16 protein-coding genes are annotated in these 18,173 nt (G+C 67.5%); 9 read left to right on the plus strand and 7 right to left on the minus strand.

Annotated elements, in window-relative coordinates; all coding sequences use genetic code 11:
• Nucleotides 1–9: 9 nt before the first annotated feature.
• The 4 genes from CFB81_RS26740 to CFB81_RS26755 are packed head-to-tail and all read right to left on the minus strand — an operon-like array spanning nucleotide 10 to nucleotide 4,103.
• On the minus strand, nucleotides 10–666 hold the full coding sequence (locus tag CFB81_RS26740) for a methionine ABC transporter permease (RefSeq protein WP_050017321.1): 657 nt from the start codon (nucleotides 664–666) through the stop codon (nucleotides 10–12).
• A complete protein-coding gene (locus CFB81_RS26745; protein ID WP_089437169.1) occupies nucleotides 659–1,822 on the minus strand; it encodes a methionine ABC transporter ATP-binding protein in 1,164 nt (387 codons plus the stop codon). The genes CFB81_RS26740 and CFB81_RS26745 overlap by 8 nt, the downstream gene beginning before the upstream one ends.
• Before the next feature lie 18 nt (nucleotides 1,823–1,840).
• Complete coding sequence (locus CFB81_RS26750; protein WP_069621510.1) at nucleotides 1,841–3,253, minus strand: LLM class flavin-dependent oxidoreductase; 1,413 nt, start codon at nucleotides 3,251–3,253, stop codon at nucleotides 1,841–1,843.
• A 10-nt stretch (nucleotides 3,254–3,263) separates the two neighbouring features.
• Complete coding sequence (locus tag CFB81_RS26755) at nucleotides 3,264–4,103, minus strand: MetQ/NlpA family ABC transporter substrate-binding protein (protein ID WP_074805377.1); 840 nt, start codon at nucleotides 4,101–4,103, stop codon at nucleotides 3,264–3,266.
• A 433-nt stretch (nucleotides 4,104–4,536) separates the two neighbouring features.
• On the opposite strand from CFB81_RS26755, the gene CFB81_RS26760 reads away from it, so the two are divergent.
• The 5 genes from CFB81_RS26760 (at nucleotide 4,537) to CFB81_RS26780 (ending at nucleotide 10,742) form a co-directional block, all read left to right on the plus strand.
• Nucleotides 4,537–5,901, plus strand: coding sequence for a 2-hydroxycarboxylate transporter family protein (locus CFB81_RS26760; RefSeq protein WP_089437170.1), 1,365 nt, complete (start codon nucleotides 4,537–4,539; stop codon nucleotides 5,899–5,901).
• Between the two features lie 158 nt (nucleotides 5,902–6,059).
• Nucleotides 6,060–7,946: an ATP-binding protein gene (locus CFB81_RS26765; RefSeq protein WP_089437171.1), complete on the plus strand. Its 1,887-nt coding sequence runs from the start codon at nucleotides 6,060–6,062 to the stop codon at nucleotides 7,944–7,946.
• Nucleotides 7,936–9,297 carry a sigma-54 dependent transcriptional regulator gene (locus CFB81_RS26770; protein ID WP_089437172.1) on the plus strand — a complete coding sequence of 454 codons (1,362 nt, stop codon included), beginning with the start codon at nucleotides 7,936–7,938 and terminating at the stop codon, nucleotides 9,295–9,297. Before CFB81_RS26765 ends, CFB81_RS26770 begins: the two co-directional genes overlap by 11 nt.
• A 25-nt stretch (nucleotides 9,298–9,322) precedes the next feature.
• Nucleotides 9,323–9,652, plus strand: coding sequence for a DUF3579 domain-containing protein (locus CFB81_RS26775; protein WP_089437173.1), 330 nt, complete (start codon nucleotides 9,323–9,325; stop codon nucleotides 9,650–9,652).
• A gap of 238 nt (nucleotides 9,653–9,890) precedes the next feature.
• Nucleotides 9,891–10,742 carry an alpha/beta fold hydrolase gene (locus CFB81_RS26780; RefSeq protein ID WP_069621515.1) on the plus strand — a complete coding sequence of 284 codons (852 nt, stop codon included), beginning with the start codon at nucleotides 9,891–9,893 and terminating at the stop codon, nucleotides 10,740–10,742.
• Nucleotides 10,743–10,834: 92 nt separating this feature from the next.
• On the opposite strand, the gene CFB81_RS26785 is transcribed toward CFB81_RS26780, so the two are convergent.
• The gene (locus tag CFB81_RS26785; protein WP_089437174.1) at nucleotides 10,835–11,275 is read right to left on the minus strand and encodes a PACE efflux transporter; all 441 of its coding nucleotides are present in this window, start codon (nucleotides 11,273–11,275) and stop codon (nucleotides 10,835–10,837) included.
• A 101-nt stretch (nucleotides 11,276–11,376) separates the two neighbouring features.
• Between CFB81_RS26785 and CFB81_RS26790 the strand changes: the two genes are divergently transcribed.
• Nucleotides 11,377–12,267 (plus strand): LysR family transcriptional regulator, encoded by an 891-nt coding sequence (locus CFB81_RS26790; protein ID WP_089437175.1) that lies wholly within the window; start codon nucleotides 11,377–11,379, stop codon nucleotides 12,265–12,267.
• 142 nt (nucleotides 12,268–12,409) lie between these two features.
• Here CFB81_RS26790 and CFB81_RS26795 read toward each other — a convergent pair whose 3' ends face one another.
• Nucleotides 12,410–13,345: a LysR family transcriptional regulator gene (locus CFB81_RS26795; RefSeq protein ID WP_069621518.1), complete on the minus strand. Its 936-nt coding sequence runs from the start codon at nucleotides 13,343–13,345 to the stop codon at nucleotides 12,410–12,412.
• A 377-nt stretch (nucleotides 13,346–13,722) separates the two neighbouring features.
• Between CFB81_RS26795 and CFB81_RS26800 the strand changes: the two genes are divergently transcribed.
• Genes CFB81_RS26800 through CFB81_RS26810 form a run of 3 tightly spaced genes read left to right on the plus strand, consistent with a single transcriptional unit; the run spans nucleotide 13,723 to nucleotide 16,541 of the window.
• Nucleotides 13,723–15,159 carry an NAD-dependent succinate-semialdehyde dehydrogenase gene (locus CFB81_RS26800; RefSeq protein ID WP_089437176.1) on the plus strand — a complete coding sequence of 479 codons (1,437 nt, stop codon included), beginning with the start codon at nucleotides 13,723–13,725 and terminating at the stop codon, nucleotides 15,157–15,159.
• A gap of 12 nt (nucleotides 15,160–15,171) precedes the next feature.
• Nucleotides 15,172–15,549 (plus strand): carboxymuconolactone decarboxylase family protein, encoded by a 378-nt coding sequence (locus tag CFB81_RS26805; protein ID WP_069621520.1) that lies wholly within the window; start codon nucleotides 15,172–15,174, stop codon nucleotides 15,547–15,549.
• A complete protein-coding gene (locus tag CFB81_RS26810) occupies nucleotides 15,546–16,541 on the plus strand; it encodes an NAD(P)H-quinone oxidoreductase (RefSeq protein ID WP_089437177.1) in 996 nt (331 codons plus the stop codon). Before CFB81_RS26805 ends, CFB81_RS26810 begins: the two co-directional genes overlap by 4 nt.
• A gap of 93 nt (nucleotides 16,542–16,634) precedes the next feature.
• Here CFB81_RS26810 and opcM read toward each other — a convergent pair whose 3' ends face one another.
• Nucleotides 16,635–18,170, minus strand: a complete 1,536-nt coding sequence (opcM, locus tag CFB81_RS26815; RefSeq protein ID WP_089437514.1) for a multidrug efflux transporter outer membrane subunit OpcM — start codon at nucleotides 18,168–18,170, stop codon at nucleotides 16,635–16,637.
• Between the last annotated feature and the right edge of the window lie 3 nt (nucleotides 18,171–18,173).

An 18,173-nucleotide genomic window follows, 5' to 3' on the forward strand; every position in this document is an offset into this window, starting at 1 on the left:
TGGCGTCGCTCAGGTTCGCCGGGTCACGCGTCGGACCAGGCGGTCGCCCGTGATTTGCACGGCCGAAACGAGTGCGATCAGGATTACGATCACGGTCGCCATGACGGTCGTGTCGAAACGTTGATAGCCATAGCGGATCGCGAGATCGCCGAGGCCGCCCGCGCCGACGGCGCCCGCCATCGCGGTCGAGCCGATCAGCGCGACGACGGTGATCGTGAAGCCGCCGAGCATGCCGGGCAGCGCTTCGGGCAGCAGCACGTGCCACACGATGTGGCGGCGTTTCGCGCCCATCGCGAGCGCGGCCTCGATCAGCCCGCGATCGACTTCGCGCAGGCTCACTTCGGCGATGCGCGCGAAGAACGGGATCGCGGCGATCGACAGCGGCACGACGGCCGCCCACACGCCGATCGTCGTGCCGATCAGGATGCGCGTGAACGGCAGCAGCGCGACGAGCAGGATGATGAACGGCGTCGAGCGGAACACGTTGACGAGCGCGCCGAGCACCGCGTTTACGCCGCGCCGCGCGTAGATGCCGCCGGGCGCGGTGGTCACGAGGATCACCGCGAGCGGGATGCCGATCAGCGCCGCAATCGCGGCCGACGCGGCGACCATCGACAGCGTGTCGCGGATCGCGTCGAGCAATTCGGGCCACCAGAGCTCAAACATAGCCGAGCACCTCCGCGTGATTCGCATGGCGGCGCGCGCGTTCGAGCAGCGCGGCGACCGGGCCGGCGTCATCCGCACGCGGCGTCGCGGCGATCACGAGCCGCCCCTGCGCATGCCCCTGGATGCTCTCGATGCCGCCGTGCAGGAACCGCACGGAGCCGCCGAGCGCCGCCGCAAGCGCGCCGACGTCCGGCTCGCCGCCGCTCTCGCCCGTGTAGCGGACGTCGAGCACGATCTGCGCGCCGTCGGGCAGCGCGGCCTGCTCGGGCAGCGGCCGCACGCGCGCGGCCAGTTCGGCCGGCAGATCGTGCTGCAGCGTACTCAGCAGCGCGCGCGTCGCGCCGTGGCGCGGATCGCCGAACACGCGCCACACCGGGCCGGCTTCGACGACTTCGCCCTGTTCGATCACCGCGACCGTGTCGCACACCGCGCGGATCACTTCCATCTCGTGCGTGATCAGCACGATCGTCAGCCCGAGACGACGGTTGATGTCCGCGAGCAGCGCGAGGATCGATTGCGTGGTTTCCGGATCGAGCGCCGACGTCGCTTCGTCGCACAGCAGCACCTCCGGATCGTGCACGAGGGCCCGCGCGATGCCAACGCGCTGCTTCTGCCCGCCCGACAGGCTCGCCGGATACGCGTCGCGCTTCGCGGCGAGCCCGACGAGATCGAGCAGCGCCTCGACCTTGCGCACGCGCTCGGCCTTCGGCACGCCGGCGATCTTCAGCGGCAGCGCGACGTTCTCGAACACCGTCTTCGCGGACAGCAGGTTGAAATGCTGGAACACCATGCCGGTGCGGCGCCGCAACGCGACGAGGCCATCCTCGTCGAGCGCGCCGACGTCGACGCCCTGCACGCGCACGCGGCCCGAACTCGGCCGTTCGAGGCCGTTCAGGAGCCGTAGCAGCGTCGACTTGCCGGCGCCGCTGCGGCCGATGATGCCGAACACCTCGCCGCGCCGCACGTCGAGCGTCACGTCGCGCAGCGCGGCGGCGTGGCCGCGCGGCGTCGCGAATACCTTGCCGACCTGCTCCAGCGACACGGCCGCGCCGCCGGCCGGCACGGCCGTTCCCTCATGCGCGGTTGCATCGACGCCGGCGCCGGCGCGCACGGCCGATGCCTCGATGAAACCCAGCGTATCGAACAATTGCGTCATCGCTTCGCTCCGTCACGTTCAGGCATGCGCGGGATGCGCAGGTTCGGCGGCGGCCGCCGGCCGGTGCTGCGCGCCGGTGTGCCAGGCGGGCAGGCGCGGGCCTGCGCCGAACAGCTTCTCGCGCAGCGTCGGCGCGGGATCGTAGTCTTCCTTGTAGACGCCGCGGTTCTGCAGCTCGGGCACGACCCAGTCGACGAAATCCTCGAACGACTCGGGCATCACGGTGCGCGTCAGGTTGAAGCCGTCGATGCCGGTCTCGTCGATCCATGCCTGCAGTTCGTCCGCGACCTGCGACGGCGAACCGACGATCGGCGCATAGCGGCCGCCCAGCGACATCTGTTCGAGCATCCGGCGCACGGTCCACGTGCCGGTCGTGCTCTTGCGCGAGATCGCGTCGACGGCCGACTGGATCGAATCGGTCTTCACATACGAGATCGGCTCGTCGAGGCCGTACTTCGCGAAATCGATGCCGGTCGAGCTCGCGAAATGCGCGAGGCCGGCTTCGGGGCTTGCATAGCGCCGGTACTCGTCGAACTTCTCGCGGGCGAGCAATTCGGTCTCGGCCGTCACGACGCTCACACCGGCAAAGATCTTGATCGACGCCGGGTCGCGCCCCTGCCGCGCGGCGGCCGCGCGGATGTCGAGCGCCGCCGCGCGCGCCGCGGCCTTGCTCTGCCCGTTCACGAACACGCATTCCGCGTGACGGCCCGCGAACTCGACGCCGCGCGCGGACGAGCCGGCCTGGTACAGCACCGGCGTGCGTTGCAGCGACGGTTCGCTCAGATGGATCGCATCGATCGAATAGAACGGCCCGTCGTGCTTCACGCGCCGCACCTTGCCCGGCTGCGCGAACACGCGCGCCTGCGTGTCGCGGATCACCGCGTCGTCGTCCCAGCTCTGTTCCCACAGCTTGTAGACGACGTCCATGTAATCGTCGGCGCGCTCGTAGCGGTCGTCGTGGCCGATCTGCTGCGCGAGGCCCATCCCGCGCGCGGCGCTGTCGAGGTAGCCGGTGACGATGTTCCAGCCCACGCGCCCTTTCGTCAGATGATCGAGCGTCGACATGCGGCGCGCGAACAGGTACGGCGGCTCGTAGGTCAGGTTCGCGGTCACACCGAAGCCGAGATGCCGCGTAACCTGCGCCATCGCGGGCACGAGCAGCAGCGGATCGTTGACGGGCACCTGCACCGATTCGCGCAGTGCGGCCTCGGGCCCGCCGCCGAACACGTCGTACACGCCGACGATGTCCGCGAGAAAGATCCCGTCGAACTTGCCGCGTTCGAGCGTCTTCGCGAGATCGGCCCAGTAGTCGAGGTCGGTGTAGTGCGCGGAGCGGTCGCGCGGATGCGTCCACAGCCCGTGGTTGATGTGCCCGACGCAGTTCATGTTGAACGCGTTGAGCAGGATCTTCTTGCGGTTCGCCGTCGTCATGCCGCCTCCGTCACCACGCGATCGCGTACAGCGAGCCGAACGCGTTGTCGAGCGCACGGCGCACCGCCGGCGAATGCTGGTAGATCGAGATGAACTTGCGGATGCGCGGATCGTTCGCGCTCTCCGGTCGCACGACCCACTGGATCGCGAAGTTCTTGTTCTCGGTGCCGTCGAACAGCAGCGCGCTGTTCGGGTCGGTCGTGCCGGCCAGCTTGATGAAGCTCGGATAACCCTGCGCGAGATCGACGTCGTCGAGCGAGCGCGCGAGCTGCGACGCTTCGAGCGGGATGATCTTCAGGTGCTTCGGGTTGGCGACGATGTCGTGCGTCGTCGCGCGGTAGTCTGCGCCCGGCTTCAGCGTGATGAGCCCCGCGCGCTGCAGCAGCAACAGCCCGCGCCCGCCGTTGACCGGATCGTTCGCGATCGCGACGCGCGCGCCATCCTTCAGCTCGGCGAAGCTTTTCACCTTCTTCGAATAGAGGCCGATCTTCATGATCGTGCCGGGCGCGATCGAGATGAAGTTGTAGCCGCCCTGCTTCTTCGCGTTTTCGAGAAACGGGATGTGCTGGAAGTAGTTGACGTCGATGTCCTTGTTCGCGAGCGCCGCGTTCGGCGTATTCCAGTCGGTGAATTCGACGATCTTCACGTCGAGGCCCTGCTCCTTCGCCTCCTTCGCGGCGATCTTCAGCGCCTCGATCTGCGGGCTGGTCGAGATGCCGACCTTCAGCGGCGCGGTGTCGGCGCGCGCGCCGTTCAGCAGCACGACGCCGAGCAGCGCGGCCGTCAGCAGGCGGGCGAGGCGGGCCACTCGGCCGGCGGAAAAGCGGGCGGAAAACACGGGATGCAGCATGGGAACCACTCTCCTGTCCAAAGACGGTATCGACGGATGAGCGAAGCCGCGGCGAACGCGCGGGCGTTCTCCGGACAGTCGTCGTCGCATCGGAAAAAGATCAGCCGATGATAGAGAGCGGCGGGAAGGCGGTCTACGAAGCGATTGTGCGAAGAAAATCGCGCGCGGCGATATGGCGGGCGGTACGGCGGGCGGCTGGCATGGCAGGCGCCCGGGCCGCCACGAGGCCGAAATCTCGGCCTCATGGCCGCGGGAATTCCGAAATTTCGGCCAGCCCGCGTGGAAAACCCTTTCCGCAGACGAAACAAATCCCTTACGAATCAATGGATTGGAAATACTCCGGCAGGCCGGAATTCTGGCACGGGGGTTGCGTAATAGACGGCACACGATGCCGCGAAGCGATGCAGGCATTCCAAACATCAGGAGACACGTCTTGCAGACCTCTATCCATACCCCGTCCCATCCCGAGCCGATTGCCGCAGCCGGTCCCGCCACGCGCGAACGCTTCTGGCCGGAAGGCTGGTGGAAGCTGATGGAAATCCGCATCGGCATCATCCCGCTGCCTGTCTACGTGATCCTGTTCGGGCTGATCGTCGGCTTCGCGGTGACGGGCAAGGTGCCCGGCGAAATCTCGATGGCGATCGCCGTGCTCGCGTTCTTCGGCTTCACCTGCGCCGAACTCGGCAAGCGCCTGCCGCTCCTGCGCAACATCGGCGCGGCGGCGATCTTCGCGACCTTCGTGCCGTCGGCGCTCACGTACTACCACGTGCTGCCGAAGCCGGTGCTGAACCTGACGGTCGAATTCACGAAGTCGACCAACTTCCTGTACCTGTTCATCGCGTCGATCATCGTCGGCAGCATCCTGAGCATGGACCGCCGCGTGCTGATCCAGGGCTTCGTGAAGATCTTCATTCCGCTCGCGGCCGGTTCGGTCGCCGCGGCGATCGTCGGCACGGCGGTCGGCACCGCGCTCGGCCTCGGCGCGCGCCACACGCTGCTGTACATCGTCGTGCCGATCATGGCGGGCGGCGTCGGCGAAGGCGCGATTCCGCTGTCGATCGGCTATTCGGAACTGATGCACCTGCCGCAAGGCGAGATGTTCGCGATGGTGCTGCCGCCGGTGATGCTCGGCAGCCTGACCGCGATCATCCTGTCGGGCGCGCTCGACATGCTCGGCAAGCGCCTGCCGCACCTGACCGGCAACGGCCGCCTGCAGGTCGGCGAAAGCGGCGACATGGCGCCGCAAAGCGAGGAGATCCGCGGCCACGTCGACGTCACGCACATCGCGGGCGCCGGCATCACCGCGATCACGCTGTATCTCATCGGCCTGATGGCGCACAAGCTGTTCGGCCTTCCCGCGCCGGTCGCGATGCTGTTCCTCGCGGTGCTGGTGAAGCTCGCGCGCGCGGTGTCGCCGCCGCTGCAGGAAGGCGCGTTCGTCGTCTACAAGTTCTTCTCGACCGCCGTCACGTATCCGCTGCTGTTCGCGATCGGCGTCGCGATGACGCCGTGGGACAAGCTGACCGCCGCGTTCACGATCGTCAACGTGGTCACGATCGTGTCGACCGTCGCGACGCTGATGGGCACCGGTTTCGTGGTCGGCCGCCTGCTGAAGATGTACCCTATCGACACCGCAATCGTGAACGCCTGCCACAGCGGGCAAGGCGGCACCGGCGACGTCGCGATCCTGACCGCCGCGAACCGGATGCAGCTGATGCCGTTCGCGCAGATCGCCACCCGCATCGGCGGCGCGATCGTCGTCACGGTGACGCTGATCCTGGTCGCGCACTTCGGATAACGCGCGGCCGCGCGCACCGTCGCGCCGGCTGCTTCGCACGCGCCGCCGCCGGCCCTGCCGGCGCGCGGCGCGCGTCGTTCCGGGCGGGCGATTGCGGGCGGGCGATTGCGGACGGCCGGTTGCGGACGGCCGGTTGCGGACGGCCGGTTGCGGCTTCGATGAGGGCGAACGTGCAGAAGAGCTTCAAGGGAATCCCGTGGTGGGGCTGGGCATCGGCCGCGGTGCTGTATGTCGGCGTGGCCGGCGCGGCCGTCGATTTCGCATGGGAACGCGCGATCGACGCGCTCGAGGAAGCCGGCGCGCACCGGCTCGACCTGTACGCGTCGAGCCTGAAAAGCGAGCTCGGCCGCTTCGAGATTCTGCCCGGCCTGGTCGCGCGGCAGGACGGCGTGCGCGCGATGCTGAAAGCCGCGCCGAACGATGCCCCCGCGCTCGTGCATGCGGTGAACACCTACCTCGAAGCCGTGAATCGCGACGCGGGCAGCGGCGCGGTCGACGTGATCGATCTGCAAGGCGACGTGATCGCCGCGAGCAACTGGAACGAGACGATCAGCTTCGTCGGCACCAACGTGTCGTACCGACCGTACTTCAAGGACGCGCTCGCGCGCGGCAGCGGCCGCTTCTTCGGCATCGGGACCAACACCGGCGTGCCGGGCGTCTACTTCGCGAGCGCGGTGCGCAGCGACGGCGCGCCGATCGGCGTGGCCGCCGTGAAGATCAGCGTCGACCCGCTCGAATCGGCGTGGCGCGCGCCGGGCGTCGCCGCGCTGGTCGTCGACGGCAACGGCGTGGTCGTGATCTCGACCGAGCCCGCGTGGAAATTCACCGCGCTGCGCCCGATCACCGCGCAGCAGCAGCGCGACATCCAGGCGTCGCGCCAGTACGCGGGCCGCACCGTCGACGCGCTGCTCTATCGCCGCATCGGCGACCGCAGTTCGGCCGCGTGGTTCGGCACCTTCCCCGATCCGCGCCACGCCGGCCGCACCACGCGCTATCTCGTGATGTCGCGCCCCGCGCCGCAGGGCGGCGATTCGTTGATGGTGCTGCTCGACATCGCCGGCGCGCGGCGCCAGCAGCAGACGGCGTTCGTGTTCGTCACCGGCGCGTTCCTGATCGTCGCGCTGCTGGTCGGCTATGCGATCCAGCGCCGCCGGGCGATCCTCGCGCGGCTGAGCGCGCAGGACGCGCTGCGCCGCGCGAACGACCGGCTCGAACTGACGGTCGCGCAGCGCACGGCCGCGCTGACCGCCGCGAACGAGCGGATGCAGCGCGAGATCGTCGAGCGCGAGCGCACCGAGCAGCGGCTGCGCGATTCGCAGCAGGAAGTCGTGCACGCGGGCAAGCTCGCGGTGCTCGGGCAGATGGCCGCCGGCCTCACGCACGAACTGAACCAGCCGCTCGTCGCGATCCGCACGTTGTGCGACAACGCACGCACGTTCTTCGAACGCGGCCAGCCGGCGCCGGCGCTCGCGAACCTCGAACGGGTCGGCAAGCTGGTCGACGGCATGGCCGTGCTCACCGGAGAGCTGAAGACCTTCGCGCGCAAGCCCGACGTCGAGCGCGTCGCCGTGTCGCTGAACGAGGCCGTCGCGCATGCGCGGCTCATCTACGATGCGCGAATTCGCGACGAAGGCGTGCGGCTCGACGTGAACATCGCGCCCGGCACGACGGTCTCGGCCGAATCGAGCCAGTTGCAGCAGGTGATCGTGAACCTGCTCGGCAACGCGCTCGACGCGGTGCACGACGCGCCGGTGCGCCGCATCGTCATCGACGCGGCCGGCCCGGACGACGACGGCCGCGTGCGCTTCACGGTGGCCGACAGCGGCGCCGGCATCGCGCCCGACGTGCTGCCGCACCTGTTCGAGCCGTTCGTCACGACCAAGCCGCGCGGCCAGGGCCTCGGGCTCGGCCTCGCGATCACGTCGCGCATCGTCGAGGCGTTCGGCGCGAAGATCGCCGCGACGAACCGCGACGAAGGCGGCGCGCAGTTCACCATCGAATTCGCGGCGGCGATGCCGCAACAAAGGACAGAGCATGGAAGATGAGATTCGCGTGCTGGTCGTCGAGGACGATGAGAACGTCCGGATCGGCGTCGAGCAGGCCGTCGCGCTCGCCGGGTTCCCGGTCGACGCGTTCGCGTCGGCCGCCGACGCGCTCGCGCACGTCGCGCCCGGCGCGCCGGTGGTGATCGTGTCGGACGTGCGGATGCCGGGCATCGACGGGCTGCAGCTGCTCGACCGCGTGATGGCCATCGACGCGCAGATCCCGGTCGTGCTGATCAGCGGCCATGCGGACATCTCGACGGCCGTCGGCGCGATGCAGGTCGGCGCGTACGACTTCATCGAGAAGCCGTTTTCGTCGGACGTGATCGCCGGCCGCGTCGCGCGCGCGGTCGAGAAGCGTCGCCTGACGCTCGAGGTACAGGGCTTGCGCGCCGCGCTGAACAACTGGCAGGGCATCGAGGCGTTCGTGCTCGGCAAGTCGCCCGCGATGGCCGACGTGCGCAAGAAGATCCTGCGCCTCGCCGATACGTCGGTGTCGGTGCTGATCACCGGCGAGACCGGCACCGGCAAGGAGCTGATCGCGCGCAGCCTGCACGACTTCGGCAGCCGGCGCGACGCGCATTTCGTCGCGCTGAACTGCGGCGGCCTGCCCGAGCAGGTGTTCGAAAGCGAGCTGTTCGGCCACGAGGCCGGCGCGTTCACCGGCGCGATCAAGAAGCGGATCGGCAAGATCGAATGGGCGGACGGCGGCACGTTGTTCCTCGACGAGATCGAGACGATGCCGATCGCGCTGCAGGTCAAGATGCTGCGCGTGCTGCAGGAGCGCGTGGTCGAACGGCTCGGCGCGAACGACCTGATTCCGGTCGACTGCCGCGTGGTGGCCGCGTCGAAGGCCGATCTCGCCGAACTCGCGGTCGACGGACGTTTCCGTGCGGACTTGCTGTATCGCCTCAACGTCGCGCAGATCGAGCTGCCGCCGCTGCGCGAGCGGCGCGAGGACGTGCCGCTGCTGTTCGAGCATTTCGTGCTCGCGGCCGCGCGGCGCTTCGGGCAGCCTGCGCCGGTCGTCACCGCCGCGCAGGTATCCGAACTGATGACGCATGCGTGGCCCGGCAACGTGCGCGAACTGCAGAACGTGGCCGACCGCTTCGTGCTCGGGCTGACCGGCGACAGCCTGCTGTCGTCCGGCGGCGCGCCGACGGCCGGCAGCACGCTCGCGGAACAGCTCGCGTATTTCGAACGGATGCTGATCGAGGACATGCTGCGGCGTCACAACGGCAACGTCGCGGACGCGAGCGACGCGCTCGGCATGCCGAAGAAAACGCTCTATCACAAGCTGCGCAACCTGCGGATTCCCGCGCGCGGCGACGCGGCGGCCGACGGCGGCGAATGACGCGCACGAGGACACGCACCACAGCATGGATCGCATCGACATCACCGAACACGGTCGTATCGCCGGCCACCTGATCCGCGGCGTCACGCGCGCGCAGAAAACCTTCCGCCCGAGCGACTGGCCCGAGCGGCTCGCGGGCGTCATCACGCTGTTCGTCGGCGAACGGCGGTCCGGCTATCCGTGCGCGCTGTCGCGGCTCGCGATGCCGGTCGTCGACGGCAGCGTCAAATGCCTGTTCGTGTCCGACGAATTGCGGGCCGTGTGTGCGGATGCGTTCGAGTTCGCGATGCAGTTCGCGGCCGACAACGATCTGCCCGTCGAGCTTCGGACCGCGCCCGCGCTGGCGGTGCGCTGACGCGCCCCCTTCCCTTTCTCTACGTAAAGACGCGTGCGCGCACGCCGCCGCATGCCCTTTCCACGTCGCACTCAATCGTCAGACGATTGAAGGCTTGGGCGCATGACCACGCTCCGACAAGGGTTTCCGGCGCAGCCATCAATAAAATTGATCGTCACGATGAAAATTATGCGTTTTCCTTGCAGGTCGCCGTGATGCATAGTTGCGTCGTGTTGACGCACCTTTGAGTCTTTCAGTCATGAACATGCGAATCGAGCCGTCCGTGCTCGCGAACCCCGACCTGCAATTTGCGACGCTTTCGTCAGGCATCAGCCTGCCGTATGTCGAGCGGGGCAGCGGTGCGCCGATGGTGTTCGTGCACGGCTCGCTGTGCGACTACCGCTACTGGGATCCGCAACTCGCGGCGCTGTCGGCCCACTACCGCTGCATCGCGCCGAGCCTGAGCCACTACTGGCCGGCCGTCGAAGCGGGCATCCAGGACGAGTTCAGCTGGCAGAACCACGTCGACGAGCTCGCCGAATTCATCGACGCGCTCGATCTTGGCCCCGTGCATCTGGTCGGCCATTCGCGCGGCGGCAGCGTCGCGTTCAACGTCGCGCGGCAGCATCCGCACCTCGTCGAATCGCTGACGCTCGCCGATCCGGGCGGCCCGCTCCAGCAGCCGGGCGTACGCGAAGCCGCGCTGCCGGCCGCCGCACTCGCGCTGCGCACGACGGCCGTGAACCTGATCGATCGAGGCGAAGTGGAAGCCGGCCTCGAGATGTTCGTCGATTCCGTGAGCCTCCCCGGCGCATGGAAGAAGAGCACGTCGCGCTTCCGCACGATGGCGATCGACAATGCAAGCACGCTGCCGAAGCAGCTGCGCGACCCGCTGCCCGCGTATTCGCAGCACACGGCCGGCGATATCGCGTGCCGCACGCTGCTGATCGACGGCCAGCGCAGCCCGAAGATGTTCCGCCACAACGTCGATACGCTGTCGCAGTGGATCGGCAATGCGCAGCGGCAAACCGTCGCCGGTGCATCGCACGGGATGAATGCGGCGAGCCCCGCGGTGTTCAACCGTTACGTGCACGAGTTCGTCGCCGCGTAACGCGAGCGGGCGGCATGCGCGCCACCCGTCTTCCTCTCTCTTGCAGAAGCGAAACGGCGCGGGCGGTCCGCGTCGTTTCGCATCCCGCTGCGTCACGCCCCCGACGCTGCCTTGCGCGTCACCGCGTCCGGCAACCCGAACACGCTGTCGAACGCCCAGTTGTACGTGAACGTGAAGATCGGGAAGAACACGATCAGCACCGCGTCGTACAGGAAAGCCTGCCATAACGACACGTCGAGCCACCACGCGATCAGCGGGATCAGGAACGTCACGAGCGCGACCTGAAACCCGATCGCATGCACGACACGTCGCCCGACGGTGCGCGTCGTTTCGGTGCGCCGCCGCTCCCACGCCTCGAACCCGAGGTTGTACAGAAAATTGACGGTGACGCCCGTCGTCGAGATCATCACGCCGAGCAGACCGCTCGCCGCCGCGCTCGCGCCGCTCAGCATGCCGAGCACCGACGATGCGACGAGGATGCCGAGTACCTCGAACAGCACGACGTAGACTATGCGTCTCTTCCATCCTTGCATGACCGACCACCTTCGTTTCGAACAAGGTGGCGAGACTACAGCGGGCACTGCGTCCGCAAAAGTCAGGACCTTTCAATTTTTCTGACAGGAGGCGGCGGACCATGCTGACCAGCGACCACATCGACATGCTGCTGACGGTCATCGACAAAGGCTCGTTCTCGGCGGCCGCGCGTGCGCTCGGCCGCACGCCGTCGGCGGTCAGCATGGCGATCGCGAACCTCGAGGCCGAACTCGACCTCGTGCTGTTCGATCGCGGCTCGCGCGAGCCGACGCCGACCGCCGCGATGGCCGCGCTGCTGCCCGACGCGCGCGCGATCGCCGAACGGCTGCATGCGCTGCGTGCGCATGCGCAGCACTTGTCAGAAGGGGTCGAGGACACGCTGCGGCTCGGGCTCGCGGCCGAAATCGACGGCGCGCCGATTGCCCGCGCGCTGACCGCCGTCGCCGCGAAATATCCGGCACTCGCGGTCAGCGTCGTCACCGCGCCGCAGGATGCGATCGTCGATGCGCTGCATCGCGGCGCCGTCGATCTTTGCGTCGCGTACGGCGGGCTCGATCTTCATCCTCAGGAACGGATTCACGCGCTGTGGACCGAGACGTTGATCGCGGTCGCCGCGCCCGATCATCCTGCGATTGCCGAGGCCGCGCATCCGGAGGCGATCGAGCGGTTGTCGGGGTTCCGGCAGATCGTGATCGCCGATCCGGAGCGGCCGCTCACCGACGTGCGGCCGCTGATCGGCAACCGCACGTGGAAGGTGACCGACATGGCGACCGTGATCGCGCTCGTGAAGGCCGGGCATGGCTGGGCGAACTTGCCGGAATCGATCATCGGCCGGTATGTGGCCGACGGCGAACTCGCGCCGCTCGTGTTCGCGAACATTCGCAACGGGCTGCCGCTACCTGTGTATTTGCGGCGGCCGAAATATACGGGACTCGGCAAGGCCGCCGGGGAACTCGTGCGGGCGCTGCGGGCTGAAGACGGTCCGCATTGAGCGGTGCGGCGATGGCGTCGCCGCACCGTCCGTCAACACGCGACGGATTGACCGTTAGTTGCGATCACCGGGCCGCCGCGCACGTTCGGCGCCAGAAACGCATTCCCGGTCGATCCCTAGACCTGCCCGACCATGAGACGGATCATACGACCGTGATAGCGAGTTCCTCCGCATACGCCGCCAACCGGTCGCCTACCCGCACCTTCAGGACATCGATGAACCGTTTGATCTTCGCGTCGACGAACTGACGGGACGAATACACCGCATAAACGTTGCGCTGAGCGGTGTGAAATTCGGGCAGGACGCGAACGAGCGAGCCTTGACGCAAATCGTCGATTGCCGAGAAGGCGGCGATCAGCCCGATCCCCGCGCCCTCGCGCAGCACCGTGGACATCGCATCCATGTCGTTGACGCTGAAGTGCGACCCCGCTGGACGATACACCGCCTCGCCGGCCCTGCCTTGCAGACGCCATTCGTCCGGCGCGTAATCGACCGTGCTCAGGCGCACACATGTGTGATCGACGAGGTCTTCCACACACGCGGGAGCCGGACGACGTGCCAGATAATCGGGCGACGCCGCCAGAATGCAATGGCTGACGCCGATCTTCTGGCTCACATACGCCGAGTCCGGCAGCGTGCGCGCAATCACGATCGCCACGTCGAGTTGCTCTTCGAGCAGGTTCGGCATCCGCTGCGACAGCATGAGATCGACCGATACTTCCGGATATGCGTTCCGATAGGCCAGCACGGCTTGCGAAACGAGCTGACGGCCCAATCCCGGCACCGCATGCACGCGCAATACGCCACGCGGCTCCAGCAGCGCATCGCGCGCTTCCGCTTCTGCCCGTTCGATGTCCGAGAGGATCGCCACGCTGCGCTCGTAAAACCGTCGCCCCGCATCGGTGACGACGAGCCGTCGCGTCGAACGCTGCAGCAACCGGGTGTTGAGATTGTCCTCGAGTACCGAGACCGCTCGGGAAATGTTGCCGACCGTCGTATCGAGGTGGTTTGCGACAGCCGTGAAACTGCCCATCTCGACCACCTTCGCAAACACCGACATGGTGTGAACCTTGTCCATTACGCACCCTGGTTTTGAATTGATCGCCGCATCGCCGCGTATCGGCCCTCGCGAGCCCGTTGATCATAGGGCCCGCGCTCGTTTCGCGCAGGCAGCGCGCAATCCTCTGTCGTTTTTGCGCATCCTTTCAACACGCTTTCACATTGGCCGGGGATTTTCTCTCCCGAGACAAGATTCATTCTTTCCGGCCCCTCTAAGTTGCGGGCCGCTTCACGCCTAGACTGGGTCCCGAAGTCAGGCAATCAGAACGCGGACGTATCGAACCCGAGCTTGGCCCGCCACGGCGAATCATCCAGAGACGGCGTGGCGCAGGTTTCCCTGTCGGGCTCGAGGCGAACACACATTGAATCGCAATCCTAATCATAAAGGTGACTACCATGGACATCCATTACGACGCACTTCATCTTTTCATCAACGGCGAATGGATCGCTGCGAGCGAACGCGAAACGGCGCCGGTGATCAACCCGGCCACGCAAATCGAGATCGGGCGCGTCCCACTGGCGACGGCAGCCGATCTGGATCGCGCGCTGCAGGCCACCGCATCGGCTTTTGACGTCTGGCGCAACACCGTGCCAGCCGAACGCGCACGCATCCTGAAGCGTGGGGCGGAACTGATGCGCGAGCGCGCCGAGCACATCGCTACCGTCATGACGCTCGAGGAAGGCAAACCACTGGCAGAAAGCCGCGACGAAGTCCTGCGCGCCGCCGACTATTTCGAATGGTTCGCCGAAGAGGCGCGCCGTATCGACGGCCGCGTGGTGCCATCCAACCGCCCGGGCGTGCAACAGCTCGTGAAGAAACAGGCGATCGGGCCGGTCGCCGCATTCACGCCGTGGAATTTTCCCGCGATCACCCCGGCGCGCAAGCTCTCCGCCGCACTCGCCGCCGGATGCAGCGTCATCATCAAACCCGGCGAGGAAAGCCCCGCAACGGCGCTCGCGCTGGCACGCGCACTGGATGACGCCGGTTTGCCGAAGGGCGTGCTTCAAGTCGTATTCGGCGTGCCCGACCAGGTGTCGAAGCATCTGATCGCTTCCCCGGTCATCCGGAAGGTGACGTTCACGGGCTCGGTGCCGATCGGCCGCCTGCTGTCGGCACGCGCCGCCGAAGGCGTCAAACCCATCACGCTGGAGCTGGGCGGCCACGGGCCCGTCCTCGTATTCAACGATGCGGATGTCGAGAAGGCCGCGGTCGACGGTGCGGCGAATCGCTTTCGCGGCACGGGCCAGGTCTGCATCTCGTCGACGCGCTTCCTGATCCAGCGCGAAGTCTACGACACGTTCGTCGGGCACTTCGTGCGCGCGACCCTGGCCCTCAAGGTCGGGAATGGCCTGGACGCCGGCACGCAGGTCGGGCCGCTGGCCAATCCGCGCCAGCTTGCCAAGATGGAAGAACTCATCGCCGATGCGGTGGAACGCGGCGCAACGGTCCTCGCCGGCGGAAAGCGCATCGAGGGCGAAGGATATTTCTTCGAACCCACCATCCTCGCCGACGTACCGAAGGATGCGCGCGTGATGCACGAAGAACCGTTCGGCCCGATCGCGCTGCTGCTGCGCTTCGACGCCCTCGCCGACGGGCTCGCCGAAGCGAACCGGTTGCCCTACGGGCTCTCCGCCTATGCGTTCACGCGCAGCGCGCGCACGGCCATTGATGTCGCAGACGGTCTCGAAGCCGGCATGATCGGCATCAACCAGTACCGCATCGTGTCGACCGAACTGCCGTTTGGCGGCATGAAGGAAAGCGGCCACGGCTCGGAAGGCGGCACCGAGGGCATCGAGTACTACCTCACGCACAAGTTCATCAGCCAGGCTTGAAGGAGTATCGCCATGTCTCATACGCATTTCGACAGTCCGCGCGAGGCCGCGCGGGCCTTCACGCCGACGCTCGCGGCATTCGTCGACGACACGCTCTATCCGCGCATCTGGAGCGATCCGGCGCTCGCGCCGCGCGACCGCAGCCTCGTGACCGTCGCCGCCCTGATCGCGGGGGGCCATCTCGACGAATTGCCGGCGCACCTGCGGCGCGCGTTGGCGAACGGCGTCACCCGCGAAGCGCTCTCCGCGGCAATCACTCACCTCGCGTTCTATGCCGGGTTTCCCGCGGCAATCTCCGCGTCCGCCGTGGCGCAGGCAACGCTGGGCGCGCAACCCCGGTCCGACGATCTCGCCGGTAATTCAGCTACGACGCAGGAAGGCATGAAATGAAAGCCATCACATTCAAGGAATTCGGCGAGGCCGAAGTTCTCCAGCTGGCCGAAGTCCAGGCACCCGAGGTTCGCCCCGACGATCTGCTGGTACGCGTGCATGCCGCGGGCGTGAATCGCGCGGATCTGACCCATCGGCGAGGCGGATACGGCCAGCCGAATTTCGGCGACTCCACCCTCATGGGGCTCGAAATCGCCGGCGAGGTGATCGAGACCGGAAGCGCCGTGCAGGGCTACAAGGTGGGGGATCGTGTAATGGGCGTCGTGGGCGGCGGGGCCTATGCGGAACTGGCGCGCATCGACTGGAGAATGGCGATGCCCATTCCCGCACAGATCGACTACGTGCACGCGGCTGCCATACCGGAAGTCTTCGTCACCGCACACGAAGCGTTGTTGCATCTGGGCCGCTTGCAGCGCGGCGATTCGGTGCTGATTCACGCGGCGGCGGGCGGGGTCGGTTCCGCAGCGGTCCAGCTCGCCTACGCAACCGGCGCGACGATATTCGCGACCGCCGACGCCTCGAAACTGGAACGGATCGTTCAACTCGGCGTGGACCATGCGATCGACTACAACGCGCAGGATTTTTCGGAAGTCGTCGCAAGCAGGACAGGCAAACGCGGGGTCGACATCGTTATCGACTTCGTGGGCGCGCCGTATTTTTCGCGGAATGTCGCGTCATTGGCCAACGGCGGCCGGCTGGTGCAGGTCGGCATACTCGGCGGCGGCGGCGACGTGAGCGTTGCGCTCGATCAGATTCTGTACCGCCATCTGCAAATCATCGGCACGGTGATGAAGTCGCGCGACCCGCGCGAGAAACACGCGATGGTTCGGCGATTTCGCGAGCATTGGCTGGAGCGCTTCGCGGGTGGCGCGGGCCTCGAGCCGGTTGTCGACAGCGTGTTTCCGCTCGCAAATGCCGCGGCGGCTCATCGACGGATGGAGTCGGCCGTGAACGTCGGCAAGATCATCCTGACGATGAACGAAAACGCCTGACGCCATAAAAAACCCCGGCATGCAGACCTGAGCCTGCATGCCGGGGTTCTTCGCTTCACTGCCGGCGAGCGACGCATCGCCCGCCGTGCGCACTCACCGCGCAGCCATGTCAGCCCTGACGGCCCCCGCATCGCCGACCGCCGTCGGCGCCGGGCCCCAACCGCCGCCGAGCGCGCGAATGAGGTTGACGGTCGACACCGCCTGCGCCCCCGTCAACTGGTTCGCCTGCAGTTGCGACTGCAACACCGACCGCTCGCTGTCGATCACGTCGAGATACGCGACCTCGCCTTCCTGATACTGCGTCCGCGACAACGTCGCCGCCCGACGCGACGCGTTGACGGCCGCATCCTGCGCGCGGATCTGGTCATCGAGCAGGCGCAGGTCGGCAAGATTGTCCTCGACCTCGCGGAACGCGACGAGCACCTGCTGCCGGTAGTTCGCGACCTGCTCGTCGTACTGCGCGCGCGCCTGCTGCACACCGGCGGCACGTCGCCCGCCGTCGAACAGCGGCAGCGTCAGCGCGGTGCCGGCGAACGGCCCGAGCAGGAACGTGCGGCTCGACCACAGGAACAGGTTGCCGAGCGTCGACGCTTCATACCCGAACGCCCCGGTGATATCGAGCTTCGGGAAATACGCCGACTTCGCGAGCCCGATCCGTGCGTTCGCGGCCGCCATCGCGCGCTCGGCCGCCGCCACGTCCGGGCGCCGTTCGAGCAGCGCGGACGGCAGGCCCGGCGGAATCTTCACCGCGACCGGCACGATCGGCGTTTCCTTGAACGCGAAATCGGCCGGAGCCTTGCCGAGCAGAATGGCCAGCGCATGCTCGGACGCCGCGCGCCGGCGCGCGACGCCGACCGCATCGGCCTGCGCGCTCGCCAGTTCGTTCTTCGCGCGCGACACGTCGAGCTCGCTGATGTCGCCTTCGTTGAAGCGACGCTGCACGAGCTTCAGCGCCTGCTCGCGCAACTCCACCGTGCGGCGGTACAGGTCCTGATCCGAATCGAGCTGGCGCAGTTCGAAGTAGTTCTGCGCGACGTCGGCCTGCAGCGCGAGCTGCACCGAGCGGAACAGCGCTTCGCTCTGCGCCTGGTCGGCACGCGACGCCTCGACGTTGCGACCGACGCGGCCGAATAGGTCGGCCTCGTACGATACCGTGCCCTGCGCGCGCCACAGCGTCGCGTTGGTCGGGCCGGTGCCCTGCGGCTGGAACTGCGACGCCGACGACAGCCCCTCGCGCGTCGGCCCGAACCCGGCGCCGATCTGCGGGAACCATTGCGAGCGCGCGGAACGGGTCGCCGCACGCGCTTCCTCGACCCGTGCGGCCGCGGCCTTCAGGTTCTGGTTCGCGGCGAGCGCCTGCGTCTCGAGCGAATCGAGCACCGGGTCGCCGAACACCTTCCACCATTCGCCGCGATGTTCGCTGTCCGACGGCTCGGCCGTCTTCCACGTGCCGGCCTGCTCGCCGGCGGCGAGAGTCGGCGCTTCCTTGAACGCGGCGGGCGCCGCCGCGTCCGGACGCTTGTAGTCGGGGCCCACCGCGCACGCGGCGAGCAGCGTCGCGAGCAGGGTGCTCGCGGCCGCCACCTTCGCGAAGCGCATCAAGCCGTTCGTGTTGTGCAAGTTATTCATTTT

Source organism: Burkholderia sp. AU28863 (assembly GCF_002223195.1).
Lineage (GTDB): Bacteria > Pseudomonadota > Gammaproteobacteria > Burkholderiales > Burkholderiaceae > Burkholderia > Burkholderia sola.

Coding starts and splice junctions, on each gene's coding strand:
- CFB81_RS26740 (WP_050017321.1), bottom strand. CDS start 666: ATGTTTGAGCTCTGGTGGCCCGAATTGCTCGACGCGATCCGCGACACG.
- CFB81_RS26745 (WP_089437169.1), bottom strand. CDS start 1,822: ATGACGCAATTGTTCGATACGCTGGGTTTCATCGAGGCATCGGCCGTG.
- CFB81_RS26750 (WP_069621510.1), bottom strand. CDS start 3,253: ATGACGACGGCGAACCGCAAGAAGATCCTGCTCAACGCGTTCAACATG.
- CFB81_RS26755 (WP_074805377.1), bottom strand. CDS start 4,103: ATGCTGCATCCCGTGTTTTCCGCCCGCTTTTCCGCCGGCCGAGTGGCC.
- CFB81_RS26765 (WP_089437171.1), top strand. CDS start 6,060: ATGAGGGCGAACGTGCAGAAGAGCTTCAAGGGAATCCCGTGGTGGGGC.
- CFB81_RS26770 (WP_089437172.1), top strand. CDS start 7,936: ATGGAAGATGAGATTCGCGTGCTGGTCGTCGAGGACGATGAGAACGTC.
- CFB81_RS26775 (WP_089437173.1), top strand. CDS start 9,323: ATGGATCGCATCGACATCACCGAACACGGTCGTATCGCCGGCCACCTG.
- CFB81_RS26780 (WP_069621515.1), top strand. CDS start 9,891: ATGAACATGCGAATCGAGCCGTCCGTGCTCGCGAACCCCGACCTGCAA.
- CFB81_RS26785 (WP_089437174.1), bottom strand. CDS start 11,275: ATGCAAGGATGGAAGAGACGCATAGTCTACGTCGTGCTGTTCGAGGTA.
- CFB81_RS26790 (WP_089437175.1), top strand. CDS start 11,377: ATGCTGACCAGCGACCACATCGACATGCTGCTGACGGTCATCGACAAA.
- CFB81_RS26795 (WP_069621518.1), bottom strand. CDS start 13,345: ATGGACAAGGTTCACACCATGTCGGTGTTTGCGAAGGTGGTCGAGATG.
- CFB81_RS26800 (WP_089437176.1), top strand. CDS start 13,723: ATGGACATCCATTACGACGCACTTCATCTTTTCATCAACGGCGAATGG.
- CFB81_RS26805 (WP_069621520.1), top strand. CDS start 15,172: ATGTCTCATACGCATTTCGACAGTCCGCGCGAGGCCGCGCGGGCCTTC.
- CFB81_RS26810 (WP_089437177.1), top strand. CDS start 15,546: ATGAAAGCCATCACATTCAAGGAATTCGGCGAGGCCGAAGTTCTCCAG.
- opcM (WP_089437514.1), bottom strand. CDS start 18,170: ATGAATAACTTGCACAACACGAACGGCTTGATGCGCTTCGCGAAGGTG.